Genomic DNA, 23086 nt, shown 5'->3' with positions numbered 1-23086 from the left:
AAAAGCCTCCTGCAGTTACCAGCCTCGTTTATACATGGCTGGTGCTTCCAATCTATAATTCAGCTGTTCGGCAGCTTCGAGCGGCCAATAAGGATTTCGCAGCATAGCGCGCGCAATGAAGACAAGATCGGCGCGTTCATTTTGCAATATCTCCTCAGCCATTTGTCCGTTTGTAATCAAGCCGACAGCTGCAGTATCGACAAGAGCATGCTTCCGTATCCGTTCTGCATGAACTACTTGATAGCCCGGATACACAGTGGATGGACCCTCTGGAACGACTCCCCCTGTGCTGCAATCGATTAAATCGACACCTTGTCGTTTCATTTCAATGCTGTAGTAAATGAAATCATTTATACCGTTTCCGCCTTCTGCATATTCATCCGCTGAAATACGGACGAACAATGGACCATCCCAAACCTGTTTGACCGCATCGAGTACTTCTCGGAGAAAACGGTACCGATTTTCACGGGCTCCGCCATAGGCATCAATTCGCTTGTTTGTAAGTGGAGATAGAAACTGATTGATCAAATAGCCATGAGCAGCATGGATCTCAATCACATCGAATCCTGCTTCCTTCGCACGAATTGCAGCCTTACGATAAGAATCGACCAATTCGTTTATCTTTTCTTCTGTCAAAGCTTCCGGTGCGACGGATTCACCATCCCATGGCAAATTACTTGGTGCGACAATTGGATCTTCCGCTCTTGATTTTCTGCCGGCATGACCAAGCTGGATGCCGCTTTTGCTGCCATGCGCTTGAATTCTTTCACTGATGGTGCGAAGTCCTTCTATATGTTCATCAGACCAGATGCCAAGATCCTGATCAGAAATTCTTCCTTCTGGTGTAACAGCCGTAGACTCCAAGAAAACAAGTCCAGCTTGCCCAATCGCCCTGCTTTCATAATGGGTGATATGGAAAGGGGTGACTTTGCCATCTTTTTCTTCGACGCTGTACATGCACATCGGGGAGACGACAATGCGATTTTTAAAGGTACAGTTTTTGTATGTGATTGGTTGAAATAATTTAGGTGTAGCCATTGTAGGACCTCCGATTGTTTGATTAACTAGTGATATAGCCCTTTTGCAATTCTAGTGCACGATCTGGCACATCCGAGATGATAACATCACATTTCGCTTCAAGAGCACGTAGTATATAAACTGGCTGGTTGACTGTATATACCCGAATCGGTACATTATGCTGCTCGCACTCTTGAATAAGTTTCTTGTTCAGCAAACGGTATTTTGGGTGTAAGGCTTTCGCTCCGATTTCTTCCATCAATGAAAAAAGCTGACGGGGGCGCCTTGAAGTAAGAAAGCCTGTATCTATACCATCATCCAGATCAGATATACGACGGATAGTATCCGCGTTAAAGCTTGATATGATCGTCCTGTCTTTCATTCCATGATCCGAAAGGCGCTGCAAGACGATCTCCTCGATACCAGGGTATGGATACTTATTCGTTTTCAGCTCCAGATTGAGTAGCATAGGAGTCTTTTTGATCCATTGCAGAAACACATCTAATGATATGATTCTTTCACCAGCATAGTCGCGTGAGAACCAAGCTCCAGCATCCGCCTGGAGCAATTCTTCATATGTAAGCTTCCGAATCAAACCACGTTTATTGGTCGTGCGATTGATGCTTTCATCATGAATGATGACTGGTATTTGGTCTTTCGTCAGCTGCACATCGGTTTCGATGCCATCAGCCTGCATCAGTTCTGCCAGCCGAAAAGCGGCCATCGTATTTTCCGGTGCATATTTGCTGGCACCGCGATGTGCAAATATTTTGGTAGACATGGTTTCACCCCGAACTTGGACGTATAGTTGAATTGTGCGAGAAAAACTGGCAAAAGTCAATTTGAAAGGACGTGCATGCATGAAACAGTGGCAATCGAAGGACGAATTAATAGCACTACTGGCAGAGCTTGTTGAAATTGAGAGTATTACAGGTTCTCCAGAAGAAATCCGTTTTCCTGAGCATGTTCATGCCCTTCTGGAACAAAAGCTTTATTTCCAGCAGAACCCAGCTCATTTGCAGCTTCATCCGCTGAAGGACGGCCGTCAGCTCCTCACAGCATTAGTTAAGAAATCTGACAAAAAAGATACTATTATCTTGCTCAGTCACTTTGATGTCGTCGGAACAGAGGACTTTGGCACCTACCAGCATCTTGCCACAAAGGTGCATGACCTGACTGCGGCTTATTTGAATGATGAAGTGGAACTGCCTTCTTATATAAAAAAGGAAATGCAGCAGGGAGAATGGCTTTTTGGCAGAGGAACGATGGATATGAAAGCTGGTCTGGCAATCCATCTTTCTATGCTGGAACGCGCGATGGATGCTGCGTTCGACGGAAATATCCTATTGTTGACTGTGCCCGACGAAGAAGTGAATTCTGCCGGAATGCTGCGCGCCCTTGAAATTTTGCAGCAGCTGCAGATAACGGAGGAGCTGGTATACAAATTATGCATGAACGGAGAACCTGTGTTCAGCAAATACCCAGGTGATACAGGTAATTATATGTATAGCGGATCCATAGGAAAAGTGCTACCAGGTTTCTTTTGCTATGGTAAGGAAACGCATGTTGGTGAACCGTTTGGTGGTTTGAATGCTAATCTTATGATCAGTTATTTGTCACAGGAATTGGAGCTTCAGGAATCCTTCATAGAAGAAGTGGACGGAGAAGTGACTCCGCCGCCAGTTAGCTTGATGCTGCGCGATTTGAAAGAAGCATATTCTGTGCAGACGCCTGTATCTGCAGTCACGATGTACAACGTACTGTTTTTAGAACAATCCATTCAAGAGATCAATATGAAATTAAAGCAAGCAATGGAGCGAGCTGCTAGGAAAATAGAGACACATTATCAACAGAAAGCAAATCTTTCTGCGGTTAAATCGAGTGCTTTTCAGCCAATAGCATTCCAAATTAAGACTATGTTTTATGAAGAACTTTATGCGCATGCGGTCAAACGGTTCGGGAAGGCGGAAGTGGAAAGAAGACAAAACAGGCTCGTAACGACGCGTAAGGAAGGTGACCGGGATTTTTCGACTAAGCTTGTGAAAGAGCTGGTTAGCATGTGTCATGATCTGGCACCTGTCATCGTTCTTTTTTACAGCCCGCCATTTTATCCTGCGGTTTCCTCTAAAAAAGATCCATATGTAAGGCAATTGATTTCTAATATCCAATCAGAGGCAAAAGCGACCTTTTCGGCTGATTTGAAAGAAGTACAGTTTTTCCCGGGTCTTTCAGATTCAAGTTTCATTGGCAAGCCTACATCGCGTACGGCGATTCAGGATTTAATATCTAACATGCCGCTGCAGCAGAAAGGCTTCACTTTGCCAGCTGACTTGATGGAAGGGCTGCAAATGCCAGTGCTTCATTTAGGACCATACGGTAAGGATGCACATCAGTGGACAGAGCGGCTTGAAGTAACCTATAGTTTTGGCAAGCTGCCTGACTTGATGGAAAGTGCCATCCGGTTTGCTTTCCGTACATAATCATCCTGTAAGAAGGGTAAACAGAAAGAGGTACTGCATATGGGAGCAAGTAAGAAAAGCCTGTTGATAACAGGAGCCTCAAGCGGCCTTGGAAGGGAACTGGCCGTTGAAGCTGCGGCTGCCGGCTATCAATTGCTGCTTGTTGCAAGATCCGAGGAAAAGCTAAAGCAGTTAGCTATTGAGCTGAAAGAGCGATTCCAGATAAATAGTACGATTTACAGGGCGGATCTGAATGACCCTGAAGAATGGCGTACTGCCTTGCAGCAGATTGTAAGGGAGAATCAGCATATTGATGTATTGATCAATAATGCGGGAGTGGGGTATTTCCGTCTCTTTAAAGATACAGATCCAATACAGATAGAAACGACGATGCGAGTCAATTCCCTGGCAGCTATGGAGGCTTCAGCAGCCATACTGCCAGGTATGCTGAAGCAGGGAGCAGGACATGTAATCATGATCGGTTCGATGGCTGGTAAAGTAGTCACGCCAAAAGCTGCAGTATACGGTGCAAGTAAACACAGCATCATCGGCTTCAGTAATGGACTGCGCCAGGAGCTGAAGCCATATGGGATCCATGTGACGACTGTTAATCTAGGACCGATGGATACAAACTTTTTTGATACAGCTGATCCGAGCGGAAGATATCGCCAGGCGAGCGCCCGTTATATGCTGCAGCCTGATAAAGTAGCTCGTAAAGTCATCTCAAGTATCGGGAAGAACAAGCGTGAAATCAATCTGCCTGGCTGGATGGGCATCGGAAGTAAGGTGTATCAGCTGGTGCCGGGAGTGGCAGAGAAATTGCTCGGCGGTCAATTCAACAAGAAATAAGGAGGAGCATAACATGAAATTAACGATCACAGACACAGCCTGGGAAAAAGTACAAGCATTGCGGGAAGAGGCACATCGATACCTGGTTTTATACTTTGATACGGTAGGAGTAGGATGTAAATCGAATGGCATTCCGACAGTCCGACTTGCTGAAAAACCGCGCTCTAGGGACATCGAGGTGGAGAGCGAGACAATACCGGCATTGGTGGATAAGCAGCAGGAGGTATATTTCGCCGAGGAAGTGAAGCTGGATTTCAGTAATAATGTGTTCCGTCTATCCAGTAAAGAAGGATTTTTGAATGCATTGATTCCGCAGGCACATCTGACACATACTGATTTTCTAGATGAAGAACCGGAAGCTAGCAGGGGAGATTCCTGCTGACTTCCGGCTTTTCTTTATCGGTGGCTCGTATACTGAATTGATCGGGTGACTTGCTGAAGCAAATCGTAAGTTTCATGAGATAATGGAACAGTGGAGAGTGCGGCATTCTGCTTTACCTGATCCAATGAACTTGCTCCCATAACGGCACTAGCCAAAGCAGGATGCTGAAGAACATAACGCACAACTAGAGAGGTGACGGAAGTATCCTCCTGCTCAGCCAGCACACGCAGTTTTTCGCTGGCAGCCAGCAGCTCGTCGTATGTGTGAGTCAAATAGCCATCTGCTCCTTTTTGTTTTACCTTTTCACTGGCTTTGTCACTCAGCATGCCTTTAGCAACACTGCCGCGCGCAAATACACTGATTTCATTATCTGCCAGTAAATCAAGTACTTGTTCCTCTGGCCTTCTGTCCAGCAAGCTGTACTGCATCATGACGCTGATGATATTCGACCGTTTGACATATTCACGGATGACATTCGGTCGAATGGAAGAAATACCGTAATAGCGGATGAGTCCTTCTTTTTTCAGCGTTTCGAATGCATCAATTGTCTCGTCAATATCATCCTCCATCGTTCCGCCATGAAGCTGATAGAGGTCTAAATAATCCGTTTGTAACCTGCGAAGGCTTTCTTTGATCTGCGAAATAATATATTCCTTGCTCGCATCCCAATGCCACGACTCGCCTCCGGGATCAAGCCGGTTTCCGACTTTGCTGGCAAGAACCACTTTGTCTCGTCTGCCTTTGAAAGCTTTACCGACAATCTCTTCATTTTTGCCTTGATCATATAAATCTGCTGTGTCGAAATAATTGATACCTAAATCATGCGCTTCGTGAAGCAGCCGTATTCCTTGCTGTTCGTCTGTACCGATGCTCATCGTCCCGAATGAGATTTCAGAAACTTGAAGATCAGAAGTGCCTACTCGTCTTTTCTGCATCATATAGTCCCACCTTCCTTTTTTTCCTACGTATTTAGTGTAAGCGTAAGCAGTTCAGCAGACAACTTATGTGTCCTGGTCAAGCTATGGTAAGATGGAAGAAGCGATATAAAGGAGTGTACATAATGAAGAAATTCGAAGAAAAGACAATCGATACATCCTCCATCTATGAAGGAAAGGTGATTTCCTTGAGAGTGGATACAGTTTCCTTGCCGGACGGGAATACTTCCAAACGGGAATTGGTTAAGCATCCTGGCGCTGTAGCTATCATTCCGATAACAAAAGAAGGAAAAATCATATTTGTCGAGCAATACCGAAAAGCGCTGGAAAAATCGATAATTGAAATTCCGGCAGGCAAGCTGGAGCCTGGTGAAGAACCGGAAGTGACGGCAGTAAGAGAGCTTGAAGAAGAGACAGGCTATACAACTCAAAAATTGAAAAAACTTGGCTCCTTCTATACATCTCCCGGCTTTGCCGATGAATTGCTTCATGTATACGAAGCTGATAATCTCGAGCTCCTTACTGAAAAGGTAGCTGGTGATGAGGACGAATTTGTCGAGCTGATGGAACTGACGCTGGAAGAAGCGGAGGAACTTGTAAAAGAGGAGCGGATTCATGATGCGAAAACTATGTATGCTTTGCTGCATCTCCGCTTGAAACGCGCTAGTAACTAACAGTTCTATCAGACAAGCTTCCGTCATAGATTCTAGTAACTAGACTAGAATACGGAGGCAGATAAGATGAAACAGCGGGAGTTTATTCTCTTTCATCATGTAAAACAGCATGCAACAAGCTACTTGTTCATGCTTGTACTATTCCTGATTGGAATCATATTCGGTGCGATTGTTGTCAACAGCATGAACTTTACGCAAAAGGAAGATTTGTTTTACTATTTGGAACGATTCTTCGCACAGCTTCAGCAAGGACAGGTGATCAGCAAGCAGGAGATCCTCCAGTCGAGTTTTCTCGCTCATCTCAAGTTTCTGCTGTTCCTGTATGTACTTGGGCTTTCCATCATCGGGATACCGATCATCTGGATGCTGCTGTTCAGCAAAGGACTGATGATGGGATTCAGTGTAGGATTCCTTGTCAATCAGCTGGGGTGGAAAGGCCTGATGCTTGCAGCAGCAGCTGTTGCTCCGCAGAATTTAGTAGTCATTCCGCTTTATCTCATAGCTGGCACTAGCGCGATGCTATTTTCTGTTACACTTTTGCGTAAGCTCATTGCCAAACGGTCACCATTATCATTAAGACGCTATTTTTTCCAATACAGTACCATTTTCCTGATGCTTATTGCAGGGTCTGCTGCAGCATCCATCATTGAAACTTTCCTTGCAAACCCGCTTCTGTCAATGCTTGTAAATGATTTGCTGTGAGTGAAACTAATAAGAATGATTATAATTAGCTGTTTATAATAATTACAATTTGACACCTTTTTCGCAATCAGTATATAATAAGTGTGGGATTACGAGGGAGGAATTCACTTGGAACACCGCATTGAACGCATAAAGAAGCAATTACATGCGCAGAGCTACAAGCTGACACCGCAGCGGGAAGCGACGGTACGTGTGCTGCTGGAGCGAGAAGAGGACCATTTAAGCGCTGAAGACGTCTACCTCCTCGTAAAGGAAAAGGCACCGGAAATCGGTTTGGCTACTGTATACCGTACACTGGAATTATTATCAGAATTGAAAATTGTTGATAAAATAAACTTCGGGGACGGCGTTTCCCGCTATGACCTTCGCAAAGAAGGGGCAACGCACTTCCATCACCACCTTGTCTGTATGGAATGCGGATCCGTTGAGGAGATTGATGAAGACTTGCTGGAGGACGTAGAGAAGATTGTCCAGAGTGATTGGGGATTCAAAGTAAAAGATCACCGGCTTACATTCCACGGTATCTGCCGCGTCTGTCAGGCTAGTGAGAAGGAAGAAGAGCTCGAAGCAGCCGCTGTGCAAGTGAATCGAACATCATAAGCAGATGAAGCCTTTCCAAGTATATGGAAAAGGCTTTCTTTCGTTTCACTAACCAATTTACAAAACAACGGGAATGAGGTAACGTTATCCTGTACGTATAAATTCCGCTTTCTTTGGCATAGTCTGTTACAAAGACAAGTCTCAAGAAAGGGGAAATGTACATGAAGCGGTTCGTCTTCGACACTTGTAAGCTTCTGCTCGTATTTGTAGCCTGCTCCGCATTCTTCTATTTTGGATTGCGATTCATCCATAGTGAATACGAGAGCTATCACCGTTATGACCCTCCAGAGGGTAATGCAGTGAAAGTAGCAGCAATGGAGCAGGAAAGTCTAGTGGATAGGATGACGTTATTTTTCCGGTTAGGAGAGTAGGATACATGCAAGAAGCGCTGGATGATTTTATCCATTATCTGCAGATCGAACGGGGTCTTTCGGAGAATACACTGCAATCCTACGCCCGAGATCTGCGTACATATGCAAGATATCTCCAGGAAAATGAAGTGAAAGAGTGGGCACAAGTGACTCGTGCCAAGCTGACTGCTTATTTGCGCTGGCTGCATGATGAGGGGAAATCAGCTGCGACGATAGCACGTACATTATCCAGCATTCGACTCTTCCATCAATTTATGCTGCGCGAATACGGACTGAAGGAAGATCCGAGCATACATATCGATACACCGAAGAAAGAACGGAAGCTGCCGAAGATACTTTCTTCCGATGAAGTAGACAAGCTGCTCACATGTCCAGGAACAGATATATTGACGATCCGGAATCGTGCGATGCTGGAAACACTTTACGCAACAGGTCTGCGGGTTTCAGAGCTATTGGCATTGGAACTGGATGATCTTCATCTGGAAATGGGCTTTGTCCGCTGTTTCGGGAAAGGATCAAAGGAACGGATCGTCCCGCTTGGGGATATGGCCAAGGCGAGACTGGAAGACTATTTAAACCGGTCCCGTAAAATGCTGCTGAAGTCCAAAGCAAGCGACATCTTGTTTGTGAATCATCATGGAAACCCATTATCGCGACAAGGATTTTGGAAAGTATTGAAACAGATAGCCCGGGAAGCTGGGATACAGAAAGAAATCACCCCTCACACACTGCGCCATTCATTTGCGACGCATCTGTTGGAGAATGGGGCTGATTTGCGTGCTGTTCAAGAAATGCTCGGTCACGCAGATATCAGTACGACACAGATTTACACGCATGTGACAAAAACAAGACTGAAGGATATTTACAAAACACATCATCCTCGGGCTTGAGCAATAAACTAGGAGGCATTTAACTTGGATTTTAAACGCGTATTTCTTATAGTAATGGATTCTGTCGGCATCGGGGAAGCACCGGATGCGGAAGCTTTCGGTGATAAAGGAGCGGATACGCTCGGCCACATCGCTTCTCACCGCGGCGGATTGCAAATGCCGAATATGGCAGCACTTGGTCTTGGCAACATTCGAGAAGTAGAAGGTATACAAGCTGCCAAACAGCCAAAAGCTTTCTATACAAAAATGCAGGAAGCATCAAATGGCAAGGATACAATGACTGGACACTGGGAAATCATGGGCCTTCGTATAGATCAGCCTTTCCGCACGTTCCCGGATGGTTTTCCAGATGCGCTGCTTGATGAACTGAAGCAGCGGACTGGTCGCGGTATCATCGGAAATAAACCAGCTTCCGGTACGGAGATATTGGATGAGCTCGGTGAACAGCATATGGAAACGGGCGATATGATTGTATATACGTCTGCTGATTCCGTTTTGCAAATCGCTGCCCATGAAGATATCATCCCGCTAGATGAGCTGTACAAAATCTGTGAGATCGCTCGTGAAATGACATTGGATGATCCCTATATGGTAGGACGTATCATCGCTCGTCCATTCATCGGTAAACCAGGCGCTTTTGAACGTACTTCGAACCGCCATGATTATGCTTTGAAGCCTTTTGGCAGAACGACGATGAATAGTTTGCAGGATGCGAAATTCGATGTCATTGCATTAGGAAAGATTTCCGATATTTACGATGGCGAAGGCGTGACAAAGTCCGTCCGTACAAAGGACAATGATGATGGTATGACGAAGATTGTCGAAAGTATGGATGAAGACTTTACAGGCATCAGCTTCCTGAACCTGGTCGATTTCGATGCAAAATACGGTCATCGCCGCGACCCGGAGGGCTACGCACAGGCGCTTGAGGATTATGATAAACGGCTTCCGGAAGTACTTGATAAACTGAAAGAAGACGATTTGCTTATTATTACAGCTGATCATGGTAATGACCCTGTTGCCCCTGGGACAGACCACACACGGGAATATGTGCCATTGATTGCTTACCACACTGGAGCGGATCAAGGTGAGGAATTGGAACTGCGCAATACATTTGCAGATATCGCTGCAACGATAGCAGATAATTTCGGTATCGAAATGCCAGAGCACGGAACAAGCTTTTTACAAGCATTGAAAAAGGGGAAATGAACATGCAGGCAGAAGCAATCAAACAGGCAGCAGATTATATTAAAGAGAAATTGACTGCCACACCTAAGATAGGTCTCATTCTTGGATCAGGGCTTGGAGTACTGGCTGATGAAATCACAGAAACGACGGTCGTACCTTATGGTGATATTCCAGGGTTCCCAGTATCGACGGTCAGCGGACATAAAGGACAGCTTGTCATTGGCAAGCTGGAAGGGCAGGATGTAATTGCTATGCAAGGCCGCTTCCACTTCTATGAAGGGTATCCGATGGAGCTAGTAACTTTACCTGTCCGTGTGATGAAGGCTCTTGGTGTACAAGCATTGATTGTCACCAATGCAGCCGGCGGAATCAACGAAAGCTTCGAGCCGGGCGATTTGATGCTGATCACGGATCATATCAACAATATGGGAACAAATCCGCTTATTGGACCAAACGACGAAGAGCTTGGAGCCCGTTTCCCGGATATGTCTTCTGTCTACAGCAAAGAGCTACTTGGCTATGCGCGTGAAGTAGCTGCTAAAATCGGTCTTGGAGTGAAGGAAGGCGTTTATGTCGGCAACACAGGTCCTTCTTATGAAACAGGTGCCGAAGTGCGGATGCTCCGTGTTTGGGGCGGGGACGCTGTGGGTATGTCTACGGTTCCGGAAGTTATTGTTGCAAGTCATGCAAAAATGGAAGTCTTGGGTATCTCCTGTATCTCCAATATGGCAGCTGGTATCTTAGATCAACCGCTTACACATGATGAAGTAATGGAGACAACGAGTCAAGTAAGGGAAGATTTTCTTCGTTTCGTAAAAGAAATTGTCAAGCAGCTTCCAATAAAATAAAGCAGGTGAACGGATATGAGAATGGTTGATTTAATTACAAAGAAAAGAGACGGCGGCACGCTCTCCAAAGAAGAGGTAGCCTTTTTCGTCCATGGTTATACAAAAGGAGACATTCCTGACTATCAGGCCTCTGCCTTCTTGATGACTGTCTATTTTAATGGCATGACAGAAGAAGAAACAGCTTGGCTGACAGAAGAGATGGCCAATTCCGGTGAAACATTTGACCTTAGCAGCATCGAAGGTAAAAAGGTCGATAAACATAGCACAGGCGGTGTAGGAGACAAAATCACCTTGATTACTGGGCCGCTAGTCGCTAGCATCGGAATTCCAGTTGCGAAAATGTCAGGCCGCGGTTTGGGTCACACTGGCGGGACATTAGATAAACTTGAATCCTTCGAAGGCTTCTCAATTGATTTGAGCCGCGAGCAATTCATGGGATTGGTGAATGAAAACAAACTTGCGGTTGCGGGTCAGACGGGCAACTTGGCACCCGCTGATAAAAAGCTATATGCGCTGCGTGATGTTACAGGCACGGTTAACGCGATTCCGCTAATCGCTAGTTCCATCATGAGCAAAAAGCTGGCATCTGGTGCGGAAGCGATCGTCCTGGACGTGAAAACAGGATCTGGTGCTTTCATGAAATCATTGGATGACTCCAAAAAATTGGCGGAAACAATGGTTAAAATCGGGAAGAACCTCGGTCGACAGACTGTAGCAGTCATTACGGATATGAACCAGCCGCTCGGTTTTGAGGTCGGAAACAGCAACGAAGTAAAAGAAGCAATCCAAGTATTAAGCGGCGAGAAGATAACAGATCTACGTGAAATTTCCGTTGAATTGGCAGCTCATATGGCGCTTTTGGCTAATAAGTTCTCAAGCTACGAGGAAGCACGTACGCATCTGGAAGCCTGCTTGGATAACGGAACTGCACTAGCAGCTTTCCGTACGTTCATTGGGGCTCAGGGCGGCGATACAGCGCTTGTCGATAATCCGGAGCTTCTCCCTCAGGCGGATCATCATATTGAGGTCAAAGCACCTGCTGCTGGCTTCGTTCACAGTATCGATGCTGAAGGAATCGGAACCGCAGCGATGTACCTAGGGGCTGGCCGTGCAACAAAAGACGATGACATCGATCACGCAGTTGGTATCACCCTGAAGAAAAAGCAAGGAGATGCTGTTGAGCAAGGCGAAACGATAGCAATCCTGCATGCACGTGATGCACAAGCTGCTGATTCTGTAAGTAAAGTCTTGGCTTCATATACAATCAATGCAGCGCAGCCAGAAAAAATGGAACTGATTTACGACGTCATTTCCTAATGTTAAAGCAGTCCTTTTGAAGGGCTGCTTTTTTTGTGTACAAATTATTAATAAATCATTTCATTTGGGAGATTCTAACTGTATTACCGTAAACGGAGGAACCTTAAATGAAAAAAATGAGTCTAGTAAGTTTGCTGATCGCGTTCGTTATCAGTCTTATGGCGTTGCCGCCACAGACTTTCGCTGCAAAACAAGAGGAGAAGACAGCTAAATCATCAATCTTGATTGAACGAGATACCGGTCGTGTCCTGGCTGGTGAGAATATGGAGGAACAACTCCCTCCTGCCAGTATGACGAAGATCATGACGATGCTTTTGATTATGGAAGAAATCGAAGCTGGCAAGCTTCGATATGATGAAAAAGTCAGAGCGAGTGAGTACGCAGCGAGCATGGGCGGCTCACAAATTTTCCTTGAACCTGGAGAAGAAATGACAGTGAAGGATCTCTTAAAAGGTGTAGCTGTTGCATCAGGTAACGATGCAAGTGTGGCATTGGCGGAGAAGATTGCAGGTACCGAGGATGGATTCGTCCAAAAAATGAACGAGAAGGCAAGAGAACTCGGACTGACTCATACGAAGTTCCAAAATGCTACCGGTCTTCCTGCAGAAGATCACTATTCGACAGCTAAGGATATGGCATTGATGGCCAGAGCATTGCTTGGACATGAAGAAATCACTGAATTCACAAGTATTTATGAAGATTATCTGCGCAAGGATTCTGACGATCCATTCTGGCTCGTCAATACGAACAAGCTCGTGAAATTCTATCCTGGAGTCGACGGCTTGAAAACCGGCTTCACGAGAGAAGCAAGATATTGTCTAACCGCAACTGCAAAGAAGGATGGGATGAGGGTGATCGCGGTCGTAATGGGTGCCGAGACTCCAAAACAGCGTAATAATGAAGTGTCTCAGCTGCTCGATTATGGCTTTAACCAATACACAGTAAAGCAGCTTTACAAACAGGATCAGACTGTGGCCAAGCTTGATATGCTGAAGGCTCGCGATAAGGACGTTCCAGTTGTAACAGCTGCACCTGTATCGCTGCTTGTCAAAAAAGGAGAAAATCTTGGAGAATTGTCGACGAAAATCGTATATAAACCAGAGCTCTCCCTTCCTCTGAAAGCAGGGGAACAAGTAGGTGTGCTGGAAGTAAAGGCTGATGGAAAACGTATTTCTTCAACGCCTCTTATCATGAAAGAAGACGTACCAAAGGCGAGCTATTGGCTGCTGATCAAACGCAGCTTTGATGATGTGGTGAAATTCCGCTGATTCTGACTAAGACCTACGAGTTTCTTCTAATTTTGTCACTCGAAAGGTATTCGCCTTTTTCTGCAGAAATCTATATGCAGACAAGGGAGGAGAAAAGCTATGGGGTTGACAGTTGATTATGAATTGAAGGAATCCATCTTGCTGGCACGTCTAAACGGGGAGCTCGATCATCACACTGCGAGCGAATTAAAGGAAAGCTGGCAGCTTGCCCTGCAGCAGCCTGGAATCAAGCATATGGTCCTGAATTTGGAATCTCTTTCATTTATGGATAGCTCGGGTCTAGGTGTTATTCTCGGCAGATATAAAGAATTGAAAGCAGAAGGAAGGGAAATGGTCGTCTGCAGTCTGACACCGGCTGTAGACAGACTGTTTCAGCTATCCGGGCTATTCAAGATTATCCGATTTGAAGAAAATGAGCGCTATGCGCTGGAAACTTTCGGGGTGGTATTATCATGAACACGAATATGATGCGGTTCTCTTTTTCAAGTCAAAGCAGGAACGAAGCTTTTGCCCGTGTAACAGTTGCATCCTTCGTATCTCAGCTGGACCCGACAATGGACGAGCTTACCGAAATCAAAACAGTCGTATCTGAAGCTGTAACTAATTCCATCATCCATGGCTATAATTCAGATCCAGATCAGATGATTACAATAATTTGTACATTATCTGATGATGAAGTGGAATTGATTATCCAGGATGAAGGCGTCGGTATTCCGGATGTCGATGAAGCAATGGAACCCCTTTACACATCAAAGCCAGATCTGGAACGCTCCGGTATGGGTTTTACCATCATGGAAAATTTCATGGATCATGTGTATGTGCATTCTACTGAAGGTGAAGGCACAACAGTAACGATGAATAAGCAGTTCAATCGAAGCAAAGCCATGAGTCAGTAGGTGGGGCAGATGGATGTATATTTAAAACAGCAGAAGGCAAAAGAGCAATTGACCGATAAGCAAGTAAAAACATACATCCAGTTAAGTCAGAATGGTGATAAAGAAGCAAGGGACATCCTTGTTGAAAGAAATGTTCGGCTCGTCTGGTCTGTCGTCCAGCGTTTTATAAATCGCGGCTATGATCCGGATGATTTGTTCCAGATCGGCTGTATCGGATTAATCAAATCGATTGATAAATTTGATTTGTCATATGACGTTCGATTTTCGACATATGCGGTTCCGATGATTATCGGTGAGATTCAGCGCTTCATTCGAGACGATGGCAGTCTGAAGGTTAGCCGTTCGCTGAAAGAAACAGCTAATAAAGTAAGAAAGAAAAAAGAAGAAATGACAAAAACACTCAATCGAGTACCGACCATCCAGGAAATTGCCAAGGAACTGGAGTTGGAGCCGGAGGATATCATCCATGCGGAAGAGGCTGCAAAGCTGCCTCATTCAATTCATGAGACTGTTTTCGAAAATGATGGAGATCCAATCACCTTATTGGATCAGATTGCCGAACAAGATGATAACTGGTTCGATAAGCTTGCCTTGCAAGAAGCGATACAATCACTTGGTGAAAGAGAGCGTCTTATCGTATATTTGCGATTTTACAAAGATCAGACGCAATCGGAAGTATCCGAACGGCTTGGAATTTCCCAAGTCCAGGTTTCCCGGCTTGAAAAGAAAATATTGGCTGCCATCAAAGAGCAGCTGGAGAAGTAGCTTTTGCACCTCGTGCAGAAGCTTTTTTTATTGCCTGTAATTACCAGCATGTTTTCCTTCGCTTTTCCCATACTAAGTACAGAAACCCTTCTTCATAGGAGGAGAGGTGCATTATGCCAGCTATTGTATATATCCGGTTCATCCGGAAAATCACTACTGATCCAGAATCTGTGATCAAGCTCAAAGATATCGCACATATCGCAAATGCTGGAGACTATAAGGAGCGCATGCTTGACACGGTGATCCACCGGATTACGAAGAAAGACAGCAATATTGTTGTCCTCGATTGCTTCTCGGTCTTCCAGCAGCTGATGAAGCTATTCCCTGAGCATGAACTGCAGCTGATCGGTGCTGAACAGACCATTGTCCATGTCCAGCATACAACAAAACGCATTGTATGGCCGCTCGTCATTCTTATCTGGCTGCTTTTGTTCATAGGATCGGCAATGACGATCATGAATTTCCATTTTGATGTTGCGATGGAGCCGGTGCAGCAGCAAATCCATTTCTTATTGACAGGGGAAAGGCTTGTGCATCCGCTATGGCTGCAAATTCCGTACAGCATTGGCATCGGAGTTGGGATGATTCTCTTTTTCAACCATGTATTCAAAAAACGTTTGAATGAAGAGCCTAGCCCGCTTGAGGTGGAGATGCACAAATATCAGCGTGATATGGATGTTTATGTAGCTTATCACGAAAACGAATTGGAACAGCAGCATGTGGATCGCCATAGTTGAATTGGTGATCGGACTCAGTGCCGGGCTAGCAACTGGAGCAGGATTTGTCGCATTTTTGACTGTACTAGGTATTATTCCAAGGTTGGTGCAGCTAAGTAAAACCCATCATTTCCTGATTTCTTATGAAGCAGGTGTAACTGCCGGTGCTTTTGCCGGAACGATTCTTTCTTTCCACTATTTCCATTTTCATGCGCCGATTCTGCTGATCACGCTGTGGGGTCTTTTGCATGGAATATTCGTCGGAATGCTTGCTGCGGCTCTGACAGAAGTATTGAATGTATTTCCAATACTGACTAGACGAATTGGTCTGGATGGCAGTCTTATCTGGTTCTTCATGGCAATCGTCCTGGGGAAAATCACCGGATCCTTGTTCCAATGGCTTTTACTTTCCTATTAATCAAAGAGGTGACATCATGGATTCCAAGTTCAAGAAAGAAAATTACAGCAATACAGCGAAAACGTATTATCCGAAAGTCCCCTATGTGAGAAATTGTTTGAAAGCTTTCTTTGTCGGCGGTTTTATCTGTCTTATTGGAGAACTGCTGACTAAATTTTACATGCAAGTTTTTGATATGTCCCAGCAGGAGGCCGGAACGCCCACTGTCACAACACTGATACTTATATCTGCGATATTGACAGGGATCGGGGTCTATGACCGAATCGCACAATTCGCCGGCGCAGGATCAGCGGTTCCGGTAACCGGATTCGCCAATGCCGTGACCAGTGCTGCCTTGGAATATAAATCGGAAGGGTATGTGCTTGGAGTAGGTTCCAATATGTTCAAACTTGCTGGCAGTGTTATTGTATTCGGGGTTACGTCGGCTTATATCGTCGGAATCATCCGGTATGTATTCAGCCAGCTGATCGGGGGATAAGGAAAATGGTGAAAACAGGCAAGCAGTCCTGGACGCTGAACCAGCGGGTTTATATTCAGGAAACAGGAACAAGTGTAGGACCGAAGGAAGCGAGAGGTCCTTTAGGAAGCTCCTTTGATAAATCCTACGATAATCTTTACTGCGGAGAAGATAACTGGGAAATGGCAGAAAGAAAGCTTCTGCAGGATGCTATACAAATAACGCTGGAGAAAGCTGGTTTGAAGCAGCAGCATATTGATATGTTCATCGCTGGTGATCTTTTAAACCAAAATGTGAGTGCTAACTATACAGCACGTGATTTGGATATGAGCTACCTCGGTATGTTCGGAGCCTGTTCCACTAGTATGGAAACGCTGGCGGTAGCGTCCCAATTGGTCGATGCAGGCGTAGCAGACCGCATTTTGACAGCTGTCTGCAGCCATAATGCAACAGCGGAGCGGCAATTCCGTTTCCCGACTGAATATGGCAATCAGAAACCTGCTACATCAACGAGTACAGCAACTGGAGCTGGTTGTGCGCTGATAAGCCGTGAAAAGAGCGAAATCCGAATTGAAGGGGCAACTATTGGCAAGGTAGTCGATTTTGGTGCAACAAATGCATTCGACCTTGGAAGCGCAATGGTTCCGGCAGCATATGACACAATCAAACGACATTTTAGTGATTTTGGCACTACACCTGCGGATTATGATTTGATCGTGACTGGTGACTTGTCGAGTGTCGGTTCGCCTATTTTGAAAGATATGCTCCGCAGTGATGGAATAAACATTGATGCCGTACATAAAGATTGCGGCAATTTGCTTTATAACAGCGATCAAGGAATGCTCGCTGGCGGAAGCGGTACGGCTTGTTCTGCTATTGTAACGTATAGCCATCTTCTGGATGAGATGCGGAAGGGAACTTATAAACGGATACTGGTGACTGCAACGGGTGCATTAATGAACCCGACATTGCTGCGGCAGAAGGAATCCATACCAGCAATTGCACATAGTGTCGTTCTCGTAAGGGAGGAGGGATAAGCATGGACTTTTTTTGGGCATTTGTAGTCGGCGGATTAATTTGTGTTGTGGGTCAGCTGCTTTTGGATGTTGCTAAATTGGATGCTGGACATGTGATGAGTACCTTCGTCGTACTAGGCTGTGTGCTGGATGGGTTTGATCTGTATGATAATCTGATTTCATTCGCAGGTGCCGGTGCTTCGGTCCCTATCACCAGTTTCGGCCACTCTTTACTTCATGGTGCAATGGAACAAGCTGACAAACATGGTTTTTGGGGCATTGCACTAGGCATGTTTCAGCTGACATCCGCGGGTATTGCTGCTGCGATTCTTTTCGGGTTTCTAGTGTCTGTATTCTTTAAACCAAGGGGATGAGCCCTTTATGAAGAGAGTAATACTGATTACAGACGGAGACGCTTATGCAAAACGCACAATCGATTACCTAGCTGGTAAAATAGGCGGAACGTCTTTATCTTACTTGGCTGATAATCCGATGACAGTGGATGCGAAAGCCATAATCGATGCCATCCATGCTGCTGAAGTCGAACCGGTTTATGTCCTGCTTGATGATGGAGGTGTACCGGGTGTAGGCAGTGGTGAATTGCTGCTTCAATCGATTATAGATGATGCGGAAATTGATGTGATTGGTGCCTTGGCGGTTGCATCTCATACGCAGAACCGGGAGTGGAGCCGCGTCAGCTTTTCCATCGACCAGGATGGGGATTTACAGCCATTCGGCGTCGATAAGGAAGGCGTCATTACAGAGGAAATCGGACGTATTAATGGCGATACGGTATATCTGCTTGACCAGCTTGATCTCCCTTTAGTAGTCGCGATCGGAGATATCGGGAAAATGCATGGGAAAGACGCAATCGAGATTGGCTCCCCAATAACAGAACAAGCGATCCGCCTCATTCTAGAAAGGGAGGGAAGCAGAAATGGCAGATGAACAAAAAATGCCCATTCCGTCTAAGGTCGATGACGTAAATGAGTTTATGAAGGAACGTGTAGGTGTAGGTGTCTCCTTCGACGTCGGTCATCGTACCTTGATCATTCTCAAGAAAAAAGTAGAGATTTACTATACTACCGGTCTTGCAGATGCTGAAGTTGTGCAGCGTGTACTTTCTAAATTGATGAGTATCAATGATGACGAAAAAAACACGAACAAAATCCCTGAAATCATCGAAAACCGACTGGTACACATGCAAGTGAAGCGGACTGAAAGCATTGATGATTGTGTCGATCAGTTCTTATCAGGTTTGATCGTTGTATTCATCGACGGCTGTGACTTTGCTTTTGTTGTCGATACAAGATCCTATCCAGGAAGACAGCCCGAAGAGCCCGACACGGAGAAAGTCATTCGTGGTCCTCGTGACGGGTATACGGAAAATATCATTATCAACACTGCTTTAACACGCAGAAGGATTCGTGACGAACGGCTTCGGCTGGAAATGATGCAAGTAGGAGAAAGATCGAAGACAGATATTTGTATCGCTTATATCGAGGACGTTGCTGACCCTAATTTAGTGAAGCTGATAAAAAAAGAATTGAAGGAAATCGAAATCGATGGACTTCCAATGTCGGATAAATCAGTGGAAGAGTATCTCGTAAAGCAAGGAAATAGACCGTTTCCGCTTGTCAGATATACTGAGAGACCAGATATTGGCGCCGTCCATCTTTTTGAGGGACACGTGCTTATCATTGTTGATACGTCACCAAGTGTCATCATCACACCTGCAACTTATTTTTCCCATTTGCAGCATGCTGAGGAATACAGGGAATCACCAGCACCAGGAACCTTCATACGCTGGGTCCGACTGATAGGTATCTTTGTTTCACTATTCCTCCTGCCGTTTTGGTATCTGATCACGGTTCATCCGGAATTGCTGCCGCAAAGCATTGATTTTATCGGTCCCAATAAAGATGATGGACATATACCATTATTCCTGCAAATACTGCTAGCGGATCTTGGTATTGAATTCCTCAGACTTGCTGCGATCCATACTCCGACCCCGCTTTCTACGGCAATGGGTCTAATCGCAGCTATCCTGATCGGGGAGATAGCCATCAATGTAGGGTTGTTCACACCCGAAGTAATCCTTTATGTAGCGGTTTCTGCTGTCGGTTCCTTTGTAACGCCTAGCTTTGAGCTCAGCGTATCAAACAAAATAACGAGAATCTTTTTCCTGGTTGCAACTGCTATATTCGGGGTTCCAGGGTTCGTCATCAGTATCACATTGGCTATATTGATTCTTGTAAGCACCAAATCACTTAATACGCCATATATGTGGCCGTTCATTCCTTTCAATTTGAAAGCACTGTTAGAAATTGCATACCGTACACCGGTTCCGCTTACAAAATATCGTCCAACCATTACCAATTCTCCTGATAAAACTAGGGCGCCGAATTCTTAGTTGCTAGAAAAATGAGAATATGGTACGTTTACTCTATCTATTTTTTACGACAGTACGGGTAGTGTAGCGTGTGATGCGAAAGCTCATCTTCTTCCTATGCGGAAAGATGGGCTTTCGTTTTTATGCTTATCCGATGAAGCCGTTGTTTGGAGGTTATTTTATGCAGCATCCTTTTGTTATCAATGATCAGCACATTTTGGAAATAGGCGGAGTGGATGCCGTCACATTAGCTAAAAAATATGGTACACCCTTATTCGTATATGATGTTGGTATTATCCGAAACAATGCCAAGGCATTTGTCGAAGCGTTTGAAACATTGGGGGTCAAAGCGCAAGTAGCATATGCCAGTAAGGCTTTTTCTTCAGTTGCGATGGTGCAGGTAGCGAAGCAGGAGAAACTCAGTTTGGATGTGGTTTCCCGCGGCGAGCTGCATACTGCTTTGAAAGCCGATTTTCCGACTGAGAAAATCCATCTGCATGGCAATAACAAGAGCTATGAAGAACTTTCCATGGCTGTTGAACATGATATTGGCTGTGTGGTTGTGGATAACTTCCATGAAATTGCCTTATTGGAAGCAGTATTGAAGGAACAAGGAAAGCAGATGGATATCCTGCTGCGCGTCACACCAGGCATCGAAGCACATACACATGATTATATCTTGACTGGCAATGAGGATTCGAAGTTTGGCTTTGATATCAGTAATGGACAAGCTGAAGAAGCGTTTCGCAGAGTAAAGGATAGCGAAGTGATCAGAATGAAGGGGCTGCATTGTCATATCGGTTCCCAGATCTTTGAAACTGACGGTTTCCTGATGGCAGTAGACAGACTGTTTGAGCTCATAAAAGCTTGGCAGACTGATTATGGATATGCACCTGCAGTACTTAATGTGGGCGGCGGCTTTGGTATCCGTTATACGGAAAACGACGAACCGCTTCCATTGTCTGATTATATCCATGCACTGGTAACACGAATCAAAGCAGCAGCCGATGAAGTGTCAATCGACATGCCGGAAATTTGGATTGAGCCAGGGAGATCGATTGTAGGGAATGCGGCAGTTACACTTTATACAATCGGTTCAGTAAAAGAGATTCCTGGTGTGCGCAAATATGTTTCTGTCGATGGCGGAATGACGGATAATCTACGTCCTGCACTTTATAAAGCTGTATATGAAGCGAAAATCGCTAACCGCGCAGATGAGGAAGCAATAGAAACAGTTTCCATTGCAGGTAAGTGCTGTGAATCAGGTGATATGCTTATTTGGGATATTGATCTGCCAAAAGCAGAGGCTGGAGACTTGCTTGCGGTTTTCAGTACTGGAGCATATGGCTATGCGATGGCAAACAACTATAACCGCTTTGGCAGACCTGCTGTTGTCTTTGTGGAAGATGGAGTTGACAGACTAGTTGTCAGAAGAGAAGAAGCCGAGGAATTGACAAGGCTGGATCTTTCTTATGAATAAAAAAACCCTGTATGCATCATGCATACAGGATTTTTTTTTATTCTTCGTCGAAAACTTCTACAGTTTCCATTGTGTCGCCGTTTCTCATGTTACGAGCAACTTCAAGACCTGAAGTTACTTTTCCGAATACAGTATGAACACCGTTCAAATGCGGCTGTGGCTCGTGCACGATAAAGAACTGGCTGGAGCCTGTATCTTTACCAGCGTGCGCCATGCTCAAGCTGCCGGCTTCATGCTTATGGGGATTTCCTTCTGTTTCACATTTGATTGTCGTACCGCTGCCGCCGGCACCAGTGCCAGTCGGGTCGCCGCCTTGGCTTACGAAGCCTGGGATGACACGGTGGAACGTTACGCCATTATAGAAACCGGAATTTGCGAGCTTCTCGAAGTTCGCTACTGTGTTTGGTGCTTCCTCCGGATATAATTCGAATTCAATTTTATCGCCATCCAGCATCAGGATGTAACCTTTTTTAGCCATTTGCTTGTCCTCCTAAATTGAAGTGAGTATGTACTCGTGATGATTCTACCACATAAACCCTCACTCTCGCCAGATTCTGCTTCTATCCTTTGTATGGAGTATGGAATGTAGGAGAAACTATCATGGAATTTCCTTGTTGTAGTCCGGCAGAAAGTATATGGGAGAAATACAGGAAGTAAAGTTGACAAAAAACGTAGATAGGTTTTAAATAAGACTACGTACGGCAGGAGTTGAAAAACAGTTGCAGGATAGTGACAAACAAGAGAAGGTGCTTTTCTGGATCATGATGGGGGCTAGTTTGCTTTTTCTTCTCTCTATGGCCAGAAGGTTATTTTCTTAATGAGGGGTTATTATGCTAATACGATACAAGAAGTCAATGGAAAAAATCGCAATGGGACTTTTATCTTTCATGCCCGATGTAAAAGAAGTGAAAAAATTGCAGCAGACAATTCAGGAATACAATAACAATCCGAATTGGCACTTGTTTCTTTGGAAAGATGAAGATGATATCCTCGGGGCGCTGGGAGTCGTAATCGATGAGGATAAGGCTATCGTGCAGCATATTTCGGTCGATCCATCTCACCGGGGCAATGGCATCGGCAAACAGATGGTTTGTGAATTACGTAATATGTATTCGCCGATGCATCAAGTCACTGCGACGGATGAAACAAAGAATTTCCTTGAGAAATGCGAAACAGAAGCTTAAAATAAAAACCAGCCTCCTAAGAGGGCTGGTTTTCTTTGTGCGCTCGGCTTATAGCCAAGCAGCACCTACGATAATTAGAAGAATGAAAAGCACAACGATCAAAGCAAATCCTCCGCCGTAGCTACCCATGGTGAAATTCCTCCTTTATAAGTTAAGACTCAGATAAAAGCCAGATGTCTGAACATTTATCTTACGGTATAAGGTATGACGGAAAGTTAGTCTGGGTATGGGCGGTAGTGAACTTTTTTCGGAAGGAGGAGAT

The 23086-nt window shown here is 45.0% G+C and carries 29 protein-coding genes; 24 read left to right on the top strand and 5 right to left on the bottom strand.

Annotated features, from left to right (window positions below; all coding sequences use genetic code 11):
• Positions 1-15: 15 nt before the first annotated feature.
• Together namA and ABXS78_RS09705 are read right to left on the bottom strand one after the other, a co-directional pair.
• Positions 16-1038 carry an NADPH dehydrogenase NamA gene (namA, locus tag ABXS78_RS09710; RefSeq protein ID WP_366247096.1) on the bottom strand — a complete coding sequence of 341 codons (1023 nt, stop codon included), beginning with the start codon at positions 1036-1038 and terminating at the stop codon, positions 16-18.
• Between the two features lie 22 nt (positions 1039-1060).
• On the bottom strand, positions 1061-1798 hold the full coding sequence (locus ABXS78_RS09705) for a glycerophosphodiester phosphodiesterase (protein WP_366247095.1): 738 nt from the start codon (positions 1796-1798) through the stop codon (positions 1061-1063).
• A 79-nt stretch (positions 1799-1877) separates the two neighbouring features.
• Between ABXS78_RS09705 and ABXS78_RS09700 the strand changes: the two genes are divergently transcribed.
• From ABXS78_RS09700 to ABXS78_RS09690, 3 genes are read left to right on the top strand one after another with little or no spacing between them, the layout of a single operon-like run.
• Positions 1878-3497 (top strand): M20/M25/M40 family metallo-hydrolase, encoded by a 1620-nt coding sequence (locus ABXS78_RS09700; RefSeq protein ID WP_366247094.1) that lies wholly within the window; start codon positions 1878-1880, stop codon positions 3495-3497.
• 39 nt (positions 3498-3536) lie between these two features.
• Positions 3537-4325: an SDR family oxidoreductase gene (locus ABXS78_RS09695; protein WP_366247093.1), complete on the top strand. Its 789-nt coding sequence runs from the start codon at positions 3537-3539 to the stop codon at positions 4323-4325.
• 13 nt (positions 4326-4338) lie between these two features.
• On the top strand, positions 4339-4707 hold the full coding sequence (locus ABXS78_RS09690; RefSeq protein ID WP_366247092.1) for an iron-sulfur cluster biosynthesis family protein: 369 nt from the start codon (positions 4339-4341) through the stop codon (positions 4705-4707).
• Between the two features lie 14 nt (positions 4708-4721).
• Here the strand turns inward: ABXS78_RS09690 and ABXS78_RS09685 are convergent, their stop codons facing one another.
• The gene (locus tag ABXS78_RS09685; RefSeq protein WP_366249912.1) at positions 4722-5642 is read right to left on the bottom strand and encodes an aldo/keto reductase; all 921 of its coding nucleotides are present in this window, start codon (positions 5640-5642) and stop codon (positions 4722-4724) included.
• A 125-nt stretch (positions 5643-5767) separates the two neighbouring features.
• On the opposite strand from ABXS78_RS09685, the gene ABXS78_RS09680 reads away from it, so the two are divergent.
• The 20 genes from ABXS78_RS09680 to lysA all read left to right on the top strand — a co-directional run bounded on the left by ABXS78_RS09680 (position 5768) and on the right by lysA (position 21640).
• The gene (locus ABXS78_RS09680) at positions 5768-6316 is read left to right on the top strand and encodes an NUDIX hydrolase (RefSeq protein WP_366247091.1); all 549 of its coding nucleotides are present in this window, start codon (positions 5768-5770) and stop codon (positions 6314-6316) included.
• 66 nt (positions 6317-6382) lie between these two features.
• Positions 6383-7018 (top strand): stage II sporulation protein M, encoded by a 636-nt coding sequence (gene spoIIM, locus ABXS78_RS09675; protein ID WP_366247090.1) that lies wholly within the window; start codon positions 6383-6385, stop codon positions 7016-7018.
• Positions 7019-7126: 108 nt separating this feature from the next.
• Positions 7127-7618 carry a Fur family transcriptional regulator gene (locus tag ABXS78_RS09670; RefSeq protein ID WP_095222605.1) on the top strand — a complete coding sequence of 164 codons (492 nt, stop codon included), beginning with the start codon at positions 7127-7129 and terminating at the stop codon, positions 7616-7618.
• Between the two features lie 161 nt (positions 7619-7779).
• Complete coding sequence (locus tag ABXS78_RS09665; RefSeq protein ID WP_095222606.1) at positions 7780-7989, top strand: DUF4227 family protein; 210 nt, start codon at positions 7780-7782, stop codon at positions 7987-7989.
• Positions 7990-7994: 5 nt separating this feature from the next.
• Positions 7995-8879, top strand: a complete 885-nt coding sequence (gene xerD / locus ABXS78_RS09660) for a site-specific tyrosine recombinase XerD (protein WP_095222607.1) — start codon at positions 7995-7997, stop codon at positions 8877-8879.
• A 24-nt stretch (positions 8880-8903) separates the two neighbouring features.
• Positions 8904-10088: a phosphopentomutase gene (deoB, locus tag ABXS78_RS09655; RefSeq protein WP_366247089.1), complete on the top strand. Its 1185-nt coding sequence runs from the start codon at positions 8904-8906 to the stop codon at positions 10086-10088.
• 2 nt (positions 10089-10090) lie between these two features.
• The gene (locus tag ABXS78_RS09650; protein WP_366247088.1) at positions 10091-10915 is read left to right on the top strand and encodes a purine-nucleoside phosphorylase; all 825 of its coding nucleotides are present in this window, start codon (positions 10091-10093) and stop codon (positions 10913-10915) included.
• Between the two features lie 15 nt (positions 10916-10930).
• Complete coding sequence (locus ABXS78_RS09645) at positions 10931-12232, top strand: pyrimidine-nucleoside phosphorylase (protein WP_366247087.1); 1302 nt, start codon at positions 10931-10933, stop codon at positions 12230-12232.
• A 107-nt stretch (positions 12233-12339) separates the two neighbouring features.
• The gene (locus tag ABXS78_RS09640) at positions 12340-13500 is read left to right on the top strand and encodes a D-alanyl-D-alanine carboxypeptidase family protein (RefSeq protein ID WP_366247086.1); all 1161 of its coding nucleotides are present in this window, start codon (positions 12340-12342) and stop codon (positions 13498-13500) included.
• Positions 13501-13599: 99 nt separating this feature from the next.
• Entirely contained in the window at positions 13600-13956 is a 357-nt protein-coding gene (gene spoIIAA, locus ABXS78_RS09635) for an anti-sigma F factor antagonist (RefSeq protein ID WP_093728299.1), read from the top strand.
• Positions 13953-14396 carry an anti-sigma F factor gene (gene spoIIAB / locus ABXS78_RS09630; RefSeq protein WP_095227002.1) on the top strand — a complete coding sequence of 148 codons (444 nt, stop codon included), beginning with the start codon at positions 13953-13955 and terminating at the stop codon, positions 14394-14396. Before spoIIAA ends, spoIIAB begins: the two co-directional genes overlap by 4 nt.
• Before the next feature lie 9 nt (positions 14397-14405).
• Positions 14406-15161, top strand: coding sequence for an RNA polymerase sporulation sigma factor SigF (gene sigF, locus ABXS78_RS09625; protein ID WP_366247085.1), 756 nt, complete (start codon positions 14406-14408; stop codon positions 15159-15161).
• 113 nt (positions 15162-15274) lie between these two features.
• Complete coding sequence (locus tag ABXS78_RS09620) at positions 15275-15898, top strand: stage V sporulation protein AA (RefSeq protein ID WP_095222615.1); 624 nt, start codon at positions 15275-15277, stop codon at positions 15896-15898.
• Positions 15879-16295: a stage V sporulation protein AB gene (locus ABXS78_RS09615; RefSeq protein ID WP_095222616.1), complete on the top strand. Its 417-nt coding sequence runs from the start codon at positions 15879-15881 to the stop codon at positions 16293-16295. The genes ABXS78_RS09620 and ABXS78_RS09615 overlap by 20 nt, the downstream gene beginning before the upstream one ends.
• Before the next feature lie 16 nt (positions 16296-16311).
• Complete coding sequence (spoVAC, locus tag ABXS78_RS09610) at positions 16312-16773, top strand: stage V sporulation protein AC (RefSeq protein WP_366247084.1); 462 nt, start codon at positions 16312-16314, stop codon at positions 16771-16773.
• Positions 16774-16778: 5 nt separating this feature from the next.
• Complete coding sequence (spoVAD, locus tag ABXS78_RS09605) at positions 16779-17789, top strand: stage V sporulation protein AD (RefSeq protein ID WP_366247083.1); 1011 nt, start codon at positions 16779-16781, stop codon at positions 17787-17789.
• A 2-nt stretch (positions 17790-17791) separates the two neighbouring features.
• Entirely contained in the window at positions 17792-18142 is a 351-nt protein-coding gene (gene spoVAE, locus ABXS78_RS09600; protein WP_095222619.1) for a stage V sporulation protein AE, read from the top strand.
• Between the two features lie 7 nt (positions 18143-18149).
• On the top strand, positions 18150-18716 hold the full coding sequence (locus tag ABXS78_RS09595; RefSeq protein ID WP_366247082.1) for a stage V sporulation protein AE: 567 nt from the start codon (positions 18150-18152) through the stop codon (positions 18714-18716).
• Entirely contained in the window at positions 18706-20181 is a 1476-nt protein-coding gene (locus tag ABXS78_RS09590; protein ID WP_366247081.1) for a spore germination protein, read from the top strand. Before ABXS78_RS09595 ends, ABXS78_RS09590 begins: the two co-directional genes overlap by 11 nt.
• A 160-nt stretch (positions 20182-20341) precedes the next feature.
• The gene (lysA, locus tag ABXS78_RS09585; protein ID WP_366247080.1) at positions 20342-21640 is read left to right on the top strand and encodes a diaminopimelate decarboxylase; all 1299 of its coding nucleotides are present in this window, start codon (positions 20342-20344) and stop codon (positions 21638-21640) included.
• Between the two features lie 37 nt (positions 21641-21677).
• Here lysA and ABXS78_RS09580 read toward each other — a convergent pair whose 3' ends face one another.
• The gene (locus ABXS78_RS09580; protein WP_095222623.1) at positions 21678-22118 is read right to left on the bottom strand and encodes a peptidylprolyl isomerase; all 441 of its coding nucleotides are present in this window, start codon (positions 22116-22118) and stop codon (positions 21678-21680) included.
• Positions 22119-22470: 352 nt separating this feature from the next.
• Between ABXS78_RS09580 and ABXS78_RS09575 the strand changes: the two genes are divergently transcribed.
• Positions 22471-22824, top strand: coding sequence for a GNAT family N-acetyltransferase (locus ABXS78_RS09575; protein ID WP_095217955.1), 354 nt, complete (start codon positions 22471-22473; stop codon positions 22822-22824).
• Between the two features lie 48 nt (positions 22825-22872).
• Here the strand turns inward: ABXS78_RS09575 and ABXS78_RS09570 are convergent, their stop codons facing one another.
• Entirely contained in the window at positions 22873-22953 is an 81-nt protein-coding gene (locus ABXS78_RS09570) for a YjcZ family sporulation protein (RefSeq protein WP_038561009.1), read from the bottom strand.
• Between the last annotated feature and the right edge of the window lie 133 nt (positions 22954-23086).

This window comes from Terribacillus aidingensis (genome assembly GCF_040703035.1).
GTDB lineage: Bacteria > Bacillota > Bacilli > Bacillales > Amphibacillaceae > Terribacillus.
This window is presented reverse-complemented; position numbering and strand designations above follow the sequence as displayed.